Source organism: Tatumella sp. JGM91, from assembly GCF_018257575.1.
Classification (GTDB): domain Bacteria; phylum Pseudomonadota; class Gammaproteobacteria; order Enterobacterales; family Enterobacteriaceae; genus Tatumella; species Tatumella punctata.
On the sequence record NZ_JAERJP010000009.1, the window covers coordinates 62,642 to 77,507 of the forward strand.

At 45.2% G+C, this 14,866-nt stretch carries 13 protein-coding genes; 11 read left to right on the top strand and 2 right to left on the bottom strand.

From position 1 onward, the window contains the following. Window positions 1–56 precede the first annotated feature (56 nt). On the bottom strand, window positions 57–956 hold the full coding sequence (locus JK198_RS07915) for a LysR family transcriptional regulator (protein ID WP_212709444.1): 900 nt from the start codon (window positions 954–956) through the stop codon (window positions 57–59). Window positions 957–1,216: 260 nt separating this feature from the next. On the opposite strand from JK198_RS07915, the gene JK198_RS07920 reads away from it, so the two are divergent. Beyond that, a complete protein-coding gene (locus tag JK198_RS07920) occupies window positions 1,217–1,729 on the top strand; it encodes an SRPBCC domain-containing protein (protein ID WP_212709443.1) in 513 nt (170 codons plus the stop codon). A gap of 71 nt (window positions 1,730–1,800) precedes the next feature. Here the strand turns inward: JK198_RS07920 and JK198_RS07925 are convergent, their stop codons facing one another. Next, entirely contained in the window at window positions 1,801–2,988 is a 1,188-nt protein-coding gene (locus JK198_RS07925) for an MFS transporter (RefSeq protein WP_212709426.1), read from the bottom strand. A 460-nt stretch (window positions 2,989–3,448) separates the two neighbouring features. Here JK198_RS07925 and JK198_RS07930 point away from each other — a divergent pair, with 460 nt between their 5' ends. The 10 genes from JK198_RS07930 (at window position 3,449) to JK198_RS07975 (ending at window position 14,780) form a co-directional block, all read left to right on the top strand. After that, on the top strand, window positions 3,449–5,401 hold the full coding sequence (locus JK198_RS07930; protein WP_249213285.1) for a ligand-gated channel protein: 1,953 nt from the start codon (window positions 3,449–3,451) through the stop codon (window positions 5,399–5,401). Between the two features lie 562 nt (window positions 5,402–5,963). Then, entirely contained in the window at window positions 5,964–6,299 is a 336-nt protein-coding gene (locus tag JK198_RS07935; protein ID WP_249213152.1) for a hypothetical protein, read from the top strand. Next, window positions 6,296–7,051 (top strand): glycosyltransferase family 2 protein, encoded by a 756-nt coding sequence (locus JK198_RS07940; RefSeq protein WP_212709424.1) that lies wholly within the window; start codon window positions 6,296–6,298, stop codon window positions 7,049–7,051. Before JK198_RS07935 ends, JK198_RS07940 begins: the two co-directional genes overlap by 4 nt. Before the next feature lie 24 nt (window positions 7,052–7,075). Next, window positions 7,076–8,812: a hypothetical protein gene (locus JK198_RS07945; protein ID WP_212710346.1), complete on the top strand. Its 1,737-nt coding sequence runs from the start codon at window positions 7,076–7,078 to the stop codon at window positions 8,810–8,812. An 11-nt stretch (window positions 8,813–8,823) separates the two neighbouring features. Further along, window positions 8,824–9,321 (top strand): hypothetical protein, encoded by a 498-nt coding sequence (locus tag JK198_RS07950; RefSeq protein ID WP_212710347.1) that lies wholly within the window; start codon window positions 8,824–8,826, stop codon window positions 9,319–9,321. Window positions 9,322–9,323: 2 nt separating this feature from the next. Further along, on the top strand, window positions 9,324–10,340 hold the full coding sequence (locus JK198_RS07955; protein WP_212710348.1) for a WavE lipopolysaccharide synthesis family protein: 1,017 nt from the start codon (window positions 9,324–9,326) through the stop codon (window positions 10,338–10,340). Between the two features lie 41 nt (window positions 10,341–10,381). Then, window positions 10,382–11,017 carry a hypothetical protein gene (locus JK198_RS07960; RefSeq protein ID WP_212710349.1) on the top strand — a complete coding sequence of 212 codons (636 nt, stop codon included), beginning with the start codon at window positions 10,382–10,384 and terminating at the stop codon, window positions 11,015–11,017. Then, window positions 11,010–11,645 carry an HAD family phosphatase gene (locus tag JK198_RS07965; RefSeq protein WP_212710350.1) on the top strand — a complete coding sequence of 212 codons (636 nt, stop codon included), beginning with the start codon at window positions 11,010–11,012 and terminating at the stop codon, window positions 11,643–11,645. Before JK198_RS07960 ends, JK198_RS07965 begins: the two co-directional genes overlap by 8 nt. Continuing rightward, a complete protein-coding gene (locus JK198_RS07970) occupies window positions 11,645–12,709 on the top strand; it encodes a sugar phosphate nucleotidyltransferase (protein WP_212710351.1) in 1,065 nt (354 codons plus the stop codon). Before JK198_RS07965 ends, JK198_RS07970 begins: the two co-directional genes overlap by 1 nt. Before the next feature lie 52 nt (window positions 12,710–12,761). Beyond that, window positions 12,762–14,780 (top strand): autotransporter domain-containing protein, encoded by a 2,019-nt coding sequence (locus tag JK198_RS07975; RefSeq protein ID WP_212710352.1) that lies wholly within the window; start codon window positions 12,762–12,764, stop codon window positions 14,778–14,780. Window positions 14,781–14,866 lie beyond the last annotated feature (86 nt).

Consider the following 14,866-nt stretch of genomic DNA (forward strand, 5'->3'; position numbering starts at 1 on the left):
ATTAAAGGTATTGAGCAGACAGATAATTTACCCTGCCCCTGTAGGCATGTATCAGCTCAGTGGGTGATAGTGAACAACAGTTCACGCAGCCAGCGATAGCCGGGATCACGGTGTGTTCGTTCATGCCAGATTGCAGTTTTACTAAAGCCTTTAATTGCCAGTGGCGGCGGCATGACTGTTAAGCCCGGCAGATTACGTGCCAGTCTTTGCGGTACCACACTGATCAGCTCACTGACTCGCAGTATTTCGGGCAATACCAGAAAACTGTACACGGAAAGTGCTATATGCCTGGAACGGCCAATCGCAGCCAGCGCATCATCGGTGACTCCGTGAAAACTGTCACCGGTGTAGGAGAACAGTGCATGATCCATGGCACAGAAACTATCAAGAGTCAGTGCTCCGGGCTGTGCCAGCGGGTGTTCTTTCCGTAATAAACACACATAGTATTCTTCATACAGCTGTCTGGCATGTAAATCGGGCAGCGCAGTTTCCGGAGTCACCAGGGCAATATCGATATCCCCGCGTTCAAACTGTGCTGCCAGTTGCTCATTATTCACGGGCAGAACCGCTACGCGAATATGCGGTGCCTGTAACTTCAGCGCTTCTATAAAAGGAACGACCACAGCCCGCAGAGCATAATCAGTGGCTGCAATTTTAATGGTTATTTCTGCGGTTAGCGGGTCAAAGGTCTTTGGCTGCAGTAATCCACTGATTTCTGTGAGTATATCTTTCACTGGTTGCTGCAATTCCAGTGCCCGTAATGTCGGGATAATCCCCCGCTGTGTACGGGTAAAAAGCGGATCATTAAAATATTCCCGCAGGCGGTTCAGCATGCCACTGACGGCGGGTTGTGTCAGTGATAACCGTGCTGCTGCGCGGGTTACGCTGCGTTCGTCCAACAGGGCATCAAGTGTTTTGAGTAAATTAAGATCGACAGTACGGATATCGTTGTGCATTGGCTTCTTCGTCATGTAAGCCCGGTTTATGTTTAACATTGTATGTGACGGGTCATATACTGTTCTACAGTGCCGGGCTGAACAAGTGACCGGTTCACGGACAGCATAATGCTTCCGTTTGTATTCTGTGATTAAGATATCACCACAGAGAATAATAGAAATAAAAAATGGTGATTGGTCTTATTTCTGCATTGACAGGATACTTTATTTGTCTGCTACCGGAACGTGTAGCATCCTTATATAGAGAAAATTGTATGAAAATGAATGGGATTAACTGGCCGGAAGGTTTTGTTCCTGGCTTTACTGACAATTACTGCTCAAATGAAGTCATTGTATCCGGTCTGACGACCCGGGATATCTGGCCATTGCTTACTACTCCGGCACGATGGCCGGATTACTATAAAAATTCCGCCAACGCACGGTATTATGACAATAAAGGTCCGCAATTGGCGGCAGATATGCGCTTCAGTTTCGAGACGTTTGGCTTCCATGTCGAAGCGCAGGTCACGGAATATTGTGCACCAGATAGCGGAGATGTTGCTCGTGTTTCCTGGCATGGCTGGTCAGGTGAGACGGGCAGTGATGAACGTCTGGATGTACTGCATGCGTGGCTGGTGGAGGATCTTCCTGGCAACCGTGTCCGTATTCTTACCCAGGAAACTCAGAACGGGCAGCCGGCTGTTGAACTGGCAAAGACCACTCCTAATCCGATGATCAATGGTCATCAGGAGTGGCTGGATGGTCTTATTACTGCAGCAAAAGCGCTGAAATAAAAGCGTTTACCGGAACAGAGTCACTTCTGTTCCGGGGGAGTCTCTCCGGTCCCGGTTATCAGAGGAAACGCTCAGTCCTGGCGGGGGGATGCTGCCGACGAAGTACAGAAAAACGCGATTATAACCATGAGCAGTACCGGCAGCATTGCCATCCTTAATCCGGCATACTGGCCGAGAAACCCGAGGCAGGGCGGGCCGACCAGAAAAGCAATATAACCCAGTGTGGCAGCAATAGTGACCCGCAGGTTACTGTTTTTCCCTTCCCCGGCAGCAGAGATCGTCAGGGGGAAGCCCAGAGAAGCGCCAATCCCCCACAATATCACTGCAACAGCTGCCAGCCATTGGACGGAAGAAAAAATCACCAGTAATAAGCCGCTGACAGCAGATAAAGCACTGAATCTCAGCATACGGACGCGCCCGAAGCGGCGTACAAAGCTGCCACCGATAAAGCGGCCCAGTGTCATTCCGGCCGTAAAACCAACGTATACCAGGGTACCGGTAGTATGGCTGAAGTGATAACCGTCGGTCATCAATAAAGGAACCCAGTCATTAGCAGAACCCTCAGCCAGTGCCATCGCCAGAATAACGACGCCCAGCAGCAGTAATCGCTTATCACGTAGTTCGTTGAACACCTGGGACTGATAGCTTCCTGACTGAGGTTGTTCCGCAGCCTCTTTTTCACTCTGCCAGTCAAGGCGATTGATTAGCGGAAAAATACAGACCAACAGCAGACCGGCGATTAACGTAAAATGCCACTGAGGTGGCAGGTTTAAGGCAGCCATCAGCATTCCGGTAACAGCTCCCGCCAGAGTACCGCCGCTGAAAAAACCATGAAGTATCGTCATGACGGGTTTATTCTGCTGTCTCTCGAAGGCTGAAGCTTCAATATTGATGGTGATATCAGACAGTCCGGCACCGAAACCAAAAACAGCCAGTGCAAAAAATGCCAGCACAATATCCGGTATAGCCATACTGAATGCCAGTATTAGCAGACCGGCAGACAGCAAAAGGTATCCCCATAGCATGATCCTGCGGATACCGAAACTGTTAATCAGTTTACCTGCCAGTAAAATTCCTGCCATAGAGCCGCAGGAAAAGCCGAATAGCATTAATCCCATTGACTCAACCGGCGCCTGTAACAGATCCCGCATTGCAGGGGTTCTGCTGACCCAGCTCGACCAGCTAAGGCCGGGTAAAAACATTAATGCAAATAGTGCGATTTGCTGAATATGAGGGTTCGGACGCTGAATATTTCCCATTATTTTCCTGAGTGGACGGTGAATCTGGCAACAGCAGATAACGGTACTGCGTATTTTACATGGCGTCGAACCATTAACACCATGATGGTGGATATTCTGTCGGCAGTAATTTTTTTTGCGACCTTTATCACATTTAATAATAAAAAATATTTTCTTATGTAACTTCCGGAGAGCAGCTAAGGTTGTTTTTAATAGAAAATTAACAGTTAGCCAATAGAAGGAAAATACCTCACCAAACCCATAAACATGATAAATAAGGATTTATTTTAAAATAAAATAATATAAATGATAGTTATTATCATTGATGTTTACATTTATATATATGGTCGTACAATAAATGCTCTTCGGTGCAGCAATTTATTGTTACATTTTTGTTCCTGCGGTGCCGGTGAAACATGACTCATGTTATTCAACAAATGGATTGATGATAATGACAACATTTCGTGTCAGACCTCTGGTTATGGTGATGGTTACGGCAGTATGCCCTGTCGCTGATGCCGCAGATAAAGAAACGCTGGTGGTTACTGCGACAGGTTTCGAACAGAAAATACAAGATGCACCGGCATCCATCTCGGTAATCAGTAAGCAACAAATTGAAGATAAGGCATACCGGGATATTACCGATGCCCTGAAAGATGTGCCCGGAGTCGTTGTTACCGGGGGAGGCAGCAGCAGTGATATCAGTATTCGTGGTATGTCTTCCCAATACACTTTATTTCTGGTAGACGGGCGACGGGTCAGTACCCGCGGAACCCGGCCAAACAGTGATAATGCAGGTATCGAACAGGGCTGGCTGCCACCGCTGGAATCTATCGAACGAATTGAAGTGATCCGTGGCCCGATGTCATCACTGTATGGTTCTGATGCAATGGGGGGGGTGATCAATGTGATCACCAAAAAAACGCATAACAACGGTAAATGGCGTGGATCTCTGCATGCAGATACCACATTGCAGGAAAACAGCCGTTCCGGGGATCTTTTCCAGACCGATGCGTATGTTTCAGGTCCGCTGATTGATGGGCTGCTGGGACTTAAGCTGAGTGGTTTACTCTCCCGGCGGCAGGAAGATAAAATTCTTAATGGTTATAATGAGCAGCGGATGCGTAACGGGGCTGCCACCTTTACCCTGACACCGGACGACAGAAACAGCTTCGCAGTTGATATGGCGAGGGAATTACAGGACCGGAACAGCACCCCGGGGAAATCGAAGGCCATAGAAACCTGTCGTGGTACCCGATGTACCCCCAACAGCCGCAGTGAAAATCGTTATGAACATACCAGTTATGCCCTGACCCACAATGGTTACTATGACTCGCTAAATACGACCAGCTACCTGCAACAGGAAGAAACGAATAACCCTGTACGGGAAATGAAATCTTATAACACAACCTTTAATACCCAGAACCAGCTATTACTGGATAAGCATACTCTTACGCTGGGGGGACAGTATCGCTACGAAAAATTACGGGATAATGGTAATCAGCTTCAGTCTGCACAGGGACTGAATAAGCTGACTCGCTGGAGCTATGCTATTTTTGCGGAAGATGAATGGGCAATTACCGGCGGGCTAAGCCTGACTGGCGGGTTGCGTATGGACCAGGACGAAAATTACGGAACACACTGGACTCCGAGGGGGTATGGTGTCTGGCATCTGAGTGACCAGTGGATCCTGAAAGGGGGAATTTCTGCCGGTTACCGCTCTCCTGATTTACGTCAGTCTTCGGCCAACTGGGGACAGACGACTGGCGGCGGGCGGCTTAACGGTATTATTGTCGGTAATCCGGACCTGAAACCGGAAAAAAGCCTCAGTGAAGAGATCGCCTTACTCTGGGATAATGGTGATACTCTGAATGCCGGTATTACCTTGTTTAATACGGATTTTAAAGACAAAATAACCGAAGTTCGCCGTTGTAACAGCAGTGCCGAACCCTCCTGTACTATCGGTAATACCTCTTATGATTTTGTCAGCGACAGGGTCAATGTAGATAAAGCAACAATGCGTGGAGTGGAATCGACATTTGGCTGGCAACCGGCAACCGGCTGGCAACTGACAGCAAATTATACTTATACCCGCTCAGAACAGAAAAGCGGACAATTTTCTGGTAAACCCTTAAACAAAATGCCTGAACATATGTTCAATGCTGTGCTGAACTGGCAGGCCCGTGAAGATTTATCTTTCTGGAGCCGGATAAACTTCCGTGGTAAAAGTTCGGAATATCTCAGTCGTACCTCTATGGCACAGGGCGTCCCTTCCTATAGTTTTGTTGATATAGGCACCCGGTATAATGTAAGTAAAGAACTTTCAGTAGTTGCCGGAGTATATAATATCTTCGATAAGAAAATTGATTATTCGGTGTATGATACGGTACTTGACGGCAGGCGTTATAATCTTGGTATAACCTACAGCTTTTGATCAGTGAACATCACCGGCCATATATATATGGCCGGTGATGTTTATTTTTAATATTGTTTACGTGGCGATGGTTTTTTCCTTTCAAAGCACGTTACTCTCCCATTTACCTCTGGATAATACTGAAGTCATCCTGCTGATTGTTCTTAGGATAATTACAGTTATAATCACAGCCTGAAATACTTCTTCTGACTTACTTGTAAATAAATCCTGCCGGCAGAGCACTGTTTTTAATAGTGGATATGATAAAAATAATCTCAATTGTTAAAACGTAAATACTTAAAATAAACGATCTTTTATCTTAAGTTAAATAAAATAGCAACGCCTAAATCTTTTTGTGTTTATGTTTTTAGTTTTTTATTCTGCTTCATGGTTGTAGTATGGTTTTTTTACCCAAAACAGATGGTTTACATAGCATTAAAAAGGAAATATTATCTGCTTGTATAAGCAATGGGGCTGAAAAAATCTTATTTTAATGCACAATTTTCCTGGCAGTTAAATAAGAGGTTATGGATATCCGGCCGTATTCCGGGAACAATAACAAGGACTTTTTGATACCGGTAAAATGATGAAAAAAGAACATATAGATCAGATGGTAAGAGGCTGGCTGGTCGGGCCTTTTCAACCTTCAGTGTTTTATTCTGAACATGTCGAAGTTGCGGTGAAACACTATGTTACCGGGGATTATGAGCCCGCGCATTATCATAAAATTTCCACCGAAATAACGATGATAATCACAGGGAATGTCATGATGAACGGGAATAATTACCGTTCCGGCGATATTGTGACTATTTTACCTGAAGAGATAACAGATTTTAATGTGTTAGAGAATACCACGACTCTGGTGGTGAAACTTCCTGCGGTGAAAAATGATAAATACAGCGCTGAGGTGATTGTATGATTAATATCGTTATACCCATGGCCGGACGTGGAAGTCGTTTTTCTTCTGCCGGTTATAAGGATCCCAAACCATTAATCATGCTTAATAATAAACGGATGATAGAAGTCGTCATCAATAATCTCCGACCTGCAGCAGAACACCGGTTTATTTTTATTTGTCAGAAATCACATATTTCCGACTATGCTGCAGACGAAATCCTGAGTTCAGCTGCTCCGGGGGCAGTGATTATTCCATTAGAAGGGATAACTGAAGGTGCTGCCTGTACAGTATTAGCCGCGAAAGAATTTATTAATAACGATGACCAGTTAATGATTGCCAATTCTGATCAGTGGGTAGATATCGATATTAACCACTATTTACAGCAGCTGGATGATCAACAGCTGGATGGATTAATTATGACGATGACTGCCAGTGATCCTAAGTGGTCCTATGCATGTTGCAATCATTCTGGCCAGGTTATTTCGGTGGTAGAAAAACAGGTTGTGTCGGATCAGGCGACAGTCGGTATCTATAACTACCGCAGAGGCAGAGATTTCTGCCATTTTGCCGGACAGATGATCCGTCAGAATGATCGCAGCGCAGGGGAGTTCTATGTCGCTCCCGTTTATAACTATATGCTGGCTGAGGGCAACTCCCGGCTTGGGATCCTTAATATTGGCAGCGAAATGGACGGCATGTATGGTCTGGGGACACCTGAGGACTTGCAAAAATTCTGCAGCCTGCCGGTTTTCCGCCAGTCTGTATCGTTCTGATAACCGGGCAGGCTGGAAACAAATATGAGAATTATTCGTTACAGACATGACAGAAAACTCAGGGTCCCGGTCCTGAATCGTTGTTACAGCGGCCATCTTCCGCAAGCCGAAGAGGGTACCCGTATGACGGTGATTAGTTTTTCTGCCTTTGAAGGTAAAAAAGCAGATAAAGAATACGTGGTAAATGGCTGTTCACGTTTTCTGTTAAAAGATATTCACCATGTTGCACTGATTAACGTGCAGAACGATTCTTCACTGTATGCCCATCTGTTGTGGGATATCACTCATCAGATGCCAGTCGGGGCCCGTCTTTATATTAAAGAACAGATCCCTTGTGACAGTCTGCTGGAGCGTCGTTATTACCAGCGGGCTTTTACTGAAGTTGAAGCCCGTGATGGATTCAGGGTATATCTCAAGCAGCACCCGCTGACGGCAGAGCAGGACAGGGGGCTGGAACAGTGGAGTTTTTGTATTCCGACAGGACCTGAAGATCCGACATTTCTTAATGCCTGTGTGGAACGTATTCTGCAGCTTAATTTGCCGGAATTCGAGATTATCCTGTGCGGAACGCCCCATGCCGATTTTCTTTTTTATGATCAGGTCCGGATTATCGGCCAGGAAATTACTGCTCCGCCGGTACATATTACCCGTAAGAAAAATGCACTGGCACAGGCCGCCCGCTTCCCTAATCTGTGTATTATCCATGACCGGGTGATGCTGCCACTGAACTTTTCTGAAGCAGTGTTGCGTTTTGGTGACTTTTATCCGATGACCGGCTTTCAGTCATTCTATTTTGCCGATCAGTATAATCTCATTCCAAGAAAATATTCAGATTTCAATACGATAGAGCAGGACCTGACCCGGGAGCTGAATATCCGGACAGTAACGAAAAAAGATACCGCACTGATCAGTAAACTTTTTTACTGCTACCAGCATCCGGCCAGAAGCCAGTTCGGCCATGATTATCTGACCGGCAGCCTGTATTTGTGTAAAAAATCAGTCTGGCTACACTCCCCACAGAATGAACAACTGTACTGGAATGATTATGAAGATATAGAACAGGGGATACGTTGCAGCGATGATGGTATACCTTCTATCATTAATCCGCTGACGGTGACCCAGAGTATGAACGCCCGCTCGGTGATTCATTACTACGGTTGTGTAGCCGTAAAAGATTACCGGGGAAGAAACCGTATGAGTCGCAGTATTATGGAAATACTGCCGTTTGTGCGAAAAAAACCGTTATTCCGCCTGTCAGATGAGCAGGCCCGCGGGCGTATTTATCAGTTTGCCTGTAAGTACGGGGCCACCCGCCAGGTCTTACAGACCATATCTTCATCAGGAATGAGCGGACTTGCCCGGTTCTTACTGATAAAGAATGTGATTAAAGAAATTACAGTAAAATTGTCCCGGACCAGTGAGTTTATCAATGATTTTAGTCGTCTTATTCTGTGTGAAGAGATAGCACCTAATGAACTGATTCAGATTTTACGGGTAATGAATTCCTCAGCCAGTCCTGCAACTAAGAAAAGCACACTGGTGGGAAGCTTTATTCTTAATAACCAGTTGTCACATTCATGGTTTTACTCACCGTTTTACAGAAATAATGATGACTGGTTTATTAAAAAAACACCATTAATAAAAATAAGCACCTGGATTTCGGCCTGCTACCTGAAGTACCTGTATAAAGGTGCTTACTTCCCGATGTCTGTGAAAGAAGTAGCCCGATTATTAAATGACAGTACACCCTATAAAAAGTGACCGGAGAACAGATGGAACTGCAGGTAGAGGGCGTCAGCGAAGAAGAATACGGGCTATGGTTAAATGGTAATGATCAAACCAGAATTCCCGAACTTAACAGAGAAATATCACAGGTATTGTTACTGGGTTTTGATATGGAAAAAGTTAAGAATTTCTCTGTCGATCTGGAAACAAAAATCTATGCGATCTTTGTTAAGGTAAGTAATGATAAAGAATATGATACCTACCGTGAGCATCTGATTACTCTGATAAAAATTCTGCTGATGGATGACTCCCGACCGGACCGGAGTGTGACGGTATTTATTGTTTCCGCAAAGCATGAAGACTATAAGAATGAACTCTGGTCTTTTTTTAATATGAGCACCAGATACCTTCGAGTCCGGCACTTTGGCGAATACAGGGCGTTGCTGAATAATGTATCAATGATTTTTCTCGGGGTGACTATTACTGAAAAATTTAAAAAACTTATTAAATTGGTAAAAAAGAAAATCAGTTCGATCAGGGGATGATCATGGAGAGAGTAAGTATAATTTTTCAGGGTCGGGTTATAGAAAATAATAAGATATGTGATGATATTATCGAGAATATAGCCATTACCCGGAAGAATTTCCCACAAGATGAAATTATCTTATCCACATGGAATATCAGGCGTGATTTACGGAGGGAGTTAAAACAAAAGATAAATCCTTATGACATTATTCTTCTGGAGAGTCAGGATCCCGGTCCATTGATATACCAGCAAAAAACAGCCCGCTGGGTAACGAATATAAACCGGCTGATAGTTTCTTCGCGGGAAGGTATTCGCCGCGCAAGCCATGAACTGGTGGTTAAGTTACGCACTGATTCACGGCTTAATGGCCCGGAAATCAGGCATATTTTACAACACCGACAGGAGTACGCCTGCCGCTTCCCACGAGATCCTGGCTATGCATTATTTCGTCATCGGGTAATAAACGGTAATGTATTTGCCCGCAATGCCAGAGGATATATGCCATATCTGTTTCATCCCGGTGATATTTTTCTGGCGGGGAATCAGCAGGACTTATATGACCTGTTTGACATTCCGCTGGCAGACAGTTCAGTGTTTGAAGTTTGCTTTTGCTTTTCAATATTTACCCTTATGCGTTATGTGCCTGAGCAATACATATGGGTTAAGTATATTGAAAAGGTCAGCGGGAATATGGAGTTCCCCGGAAATCGTTTCGCCTCTGAAACGCTGCGGGAAAGATCAGAGAATTATTATATTAATAACTTTATCCCTTACTCCAGCGAAATGCTTAATTTTTACTGGGGTAAACATCATCAGGTATATAAAAGTAAAGGACTTTCCAGTGTGTATTGCTTTGATGACTGGAAAAAATTACAGCCAGGGGAAAACCCTTCTCAGGGAACAGTGCAGCAGTTACGTCATAAAGTAAAAAGGCTGCATATTTTTATATTACGGCTGATGTTATGGATTAAGTTTCTGCCGTTACACATCACGTTTGTCCGCGGGGTTGCTATCAGAGTTTTTGGGCGTCGTTGCTAGACCCGGGACAGTACCACAGGGAAAGTTATACCGGAGGGGAAATGCAGATTTTATCACACCGGGGGTTATGGAAAACGGTGGCTGAAAAAAATACGGTTACGGCATTCAGACGTGCTTTCAGCCAGGGGTTTGGTTGTGAGACCGATATTCGTGATTTTAATGGTCAGCTGGTGATCTCTCATGATATGGCGCAGCAGGGGTGCCTGCTGTTTTGTGATTTTTTACAATTACATGCCAGCTATGACTATCGCCTGCCGCTGGCGCTGAATATTAAGTCTGACGGGCTGGCGATGGAAATCCGGCAGCATCTGCAATTTTTTAAAATAGAAAATTATTTCTGTTTTGATATGTCAGTTCCTGATATGCACAGCTATATCGCAGCAGGGGTGAAGACCTATGGGCGGATCAGTGAATTTGAAACCGAAAATCTGCTGTTCCGGGAATTACAGGGCTTGTGGCTGGATAGTTTTTTGTCCGGTGAATGTGATGTCCGACAAATAGAATATTTTCTTCGCCGGGGTGCAGAGGTCTGCTGTGTTTCTCCGGAATTACATCAGCGGGATCACCGCGACTACTGGCAGCAGCTAAGCCATTTTACGGCCGGATCAGAGCTGACTGATCAACTGATGTTATGTACCGATAGACCTGAAAATGCCAGGGAGGTGTGGGATGAATAATAAGATTCAGGCGATCATTTTTGATATGGATGGTGTCCTGATTGATGCCAGAGACTGGCATTATGATGCTCTGAACAAAGCGCTGGCACTGTTCGGAATGGTGATTGCCCGTCATGAACATCTGTCTAAATTTGACGGTCTTCCTACCCGCGATAAGCTGTCTATTCTGAGTACAGAGAAAGGATTACCGCCGTCACTGCACGGCTTTATCAATCAGCTGAAGCAGCAATACACGATGGAAATGGTATATCAATATTGCCGTCCCGTGTTTCATCATGAATTTGCTTTAGCCAGGTTGCGGCATGAAGGCTATCGTCTGGCTGTCGCATCAAACTCCATACGCGACAGTATCGAAGTTATGCTGACCCGGGCGAATCTGCTGGCTAATTTTGAGTTTTTTCTTTCTAACCAGGATGTGACTTACGGAAAACCTTCTCCGGAAATTTATCAGAAAGCTATCGCCAGACTGGGACTGCTACCGGAGCAATGTATGGTGGTGGAAGATAACGACAACGGGGTTCGTGCCGCCACAGAGAGTGGTGCCCATGTGCTGAAAGTGGATACAGTCAGTGATGTCAATTACTGCAATATCAGAAACTTTATCAACATAATTGAGGGTAAATCCTGATGATGACAATAATCACGCCACTGGGAGGCAGCGCATTATATGAAATGAGCGCTGAATTCTCTTATCCGAAAATCCTTAACGAAATTGATAAGAAAACGTTGTTCGAATATTCGCAGGAGATTGTTGCGGGGTTACCGACAGATACCCGGCGTATCTTCCTTATCCCGGGACAAAAAGATAAAGCACTGCAGTTATCTTCAATGATCGCTATTGTCAGTAATGGTCAGGGAAAAGTAATTCATTTACAGGGTGATACGGGAGGTGCGGTTTGCAGCTGTTTACTGGCTGTTGATGATATCGATCCTGATGATGAGGTGATTATTATTTCCGGCGATCAATATATCAGTGGTGATATTCATAACATCCTGGATTATTTTCGCCAGAAACAGGCCGATGCCGGTGTGCTGACCTTTACTTCATTACATCCTAAATGGGCATTTATCAGAAAGCAGGCTGACGGAAGAATTATTGAGGTTGCGGAAAAAAGAGCCATCAGTCGCGAAGCCATCGCAGGTTTTTATTACTTCAGAAAAGGTGAGTTTTTTATCAACGCGGCCAGGCGCAGTATTATTAAAGGCGCAATGGTCAACGGGCAGTATTATCTTTCCGGATGCCTGAACGAAATGATTTTGCAGAATATGAAAATTACTGGCTGGTCATTACAGGAGGGAAGTTACCATAATTTCTATGATTATCATGCTATTAAAGAGTTTTCGTCTTTCCGTAAACCCGGGAAAGCACGGCTGCCTGCCGGTTTCTGTTATTCCGATATTTTTACAGTAAAAGAGATTATCGATCCTGAAATGGTATTTGATTCGCGGGTAATTCTGCAAAAAAAAGACCGGCAGTTATCCGGAATTACAGCGGTAACCGAATATCTGACCCGTTTATTGTGCTCTGCTGAACAGTTCCGGGCAGAAGGTCAACTGAGCGGCAGAGAAAGTCATCAGGTCATTATTCTTTATACTCTGTATTGCCAGGGGAATGTCCGGCGGTTACTGGATACGATTACTGTCAGCGAGAAAGGAAAAATAATTTATATCAGCCAGTCTGAAGTGACTTAACAGTTTCATTCTTTAATGAAGCAAAAACTTTCAATTTAAATAAGGATATTTAATGAAAAGTGTACTCCATGCCGGTGTTATCTCGGCGACACTTGCCATTTCTGCTCCGGTAGTTGCTTTTGATAAAGTATATACCTTCGGGGACAGTATCAGTGATGGTGGTTTTGCCGGGCCTATTACCCGTTTTCTGTCGGGATATGACAGTAAACTGTATAACGAGCTGATCTCAGAGGCTTACACAGGTGAAACTTCACCACCTTATACCCAGGGCGGAACCAATTATGCACAGTCAGGAGCCACAGCCAGCCAGACACCGTTTCTGATTTATAAAACCAGTCAGCAAATTGATATGTATCTGCAAGACAATAATCAGCAGGGAAATCCTGATGGCTTATATATTCTCTGGGTCGGAGCTAATGACCTGTCAGTTGATGTGGAAACCAGCTTACTGAGCTTTAATTTCAGTAAAATATTCAATCAGGGGGAGAACTACCTGCTATCCAGTGCCCCGCAGGATGTCGTCAGCCAGGCCCGACGGCTGCTGGATTCGGGGGCAGGGATGGTGGTAGTACCTAACCTTCCTGATGCCGGAATGAGCCCATGGACGGGGACCGCGTTATTTGGTTTTGCTCAGGCTTTCCTTGGCGGAAATCTGCTGGATCTCCCGCGTCTGTATGCATTACAGGACGCCTATCTACGCTCACTGGGCAGTGTTAATGGCGAAGAAGCACGCCAGGCGGCGGTTACCGCTTCTGTTGAACGGGTACTGGAAAGTTATGGGCTGAATGTGCCGATTGAGATCACCTCTGCCATTTTTCGTACATTCCTTAGCATGGAAAATAAACTGACTGAGCAGTTCAATAATGATGTGGAAAAGGGACTGAGCGGGTTGCAGGGAAATATTGTTCTTGCTGATGTTAACCGGCTTTTCGCCGAAATCATTGATTCTCCTGCCGCCTATGGTTTCGATAATATTTTAGTCCCGATGTGCCAGATTGGTATCGGAGCTCCTTTCTGTAAAGAAGATACCCCGGGATTTTATAATGATCAGGTATATTTATTTTCAGACTGGTTTCACCCCAGCCCGGTCGCCCATGGGGTGATTGCTGAATATATGATGTCGATTATTGATGCGCCGTTTCAGGTGGCCGGGCTGAATCAGGGGATCAATAATATTCAGTCTGACAGGCGTTTATACCTTGATTCGCAATTACAAAAACAACGGATGATGTCCTCCGATGACAAAGTCAGTATTTTCGGAGGATACAGCGGTAAATACGCAAGGGCTAAAGAAAATACGCTATTGACTGGCGGACACGGGCTTGCCAGTAACGGCCATATCGGTTTTTCCCTGCAACCAGTGAAAGGGTTCAGCCTCGGTGGTATGGTCAGTGCCGGAAATACACATTTTAAATCTTCAGATCTCTTCAAGTACCAGTACAACAGCACCACTATGAGCCTGTTTAGTCAGCTGGTGATGGAAAACGGTGTATGGGGTAACCTGGAACTCAGCAGCGGCAGTGCTGATTTTAATAAAATCAGACGCAGTGTTTCGCTGGGGAAAGCGGTCAGAACAGAACAGGCTGCAACCCGCGCCCGCTTCAGCGGGTTAAGTGTTAATCTCGGATTTGATATGGCATTACATCGTAATGTTACCACTGGCCCTCTGCTGGGTTTTAGCTACGATCGTTCGCTGCTCAATGGGTATGCCGAAAAAGGCAATAGCAGTACCTCAATGAAGTTTGGTGATCAGCGACTGAATCGCCGCAATATTACAGCAGGCTGGCGGATAGATACCCGCAACCTGCCGGTAAACCCCTATCTTCACCTCAGCTATCGTAATGAATCTGTGACTGCGCCGGGTAAAATAACCGCCTCGTTAAAAAGTACCGGAACGGAATTTTACCGGCTGACAGAGGGCGGGAAATCACGGCAATGGCGGGAAGTGAAACTGGGGATGTACTCTTCTCTAAGTAAAAATCTGAGTACCTACGCAGCAGTTCAGTTAAGTAACAGCAACGACAGTAATACTGTGGTTAATTATGCCACCGGTCTGAACTATTCATTCTGACCGGCAGCCGACATGCTTTGGGATATGTAAATAAAGACAGATGGCTTGCGGTCAGCCCGCAGGCATCTGTTTATTCACCAGCACCA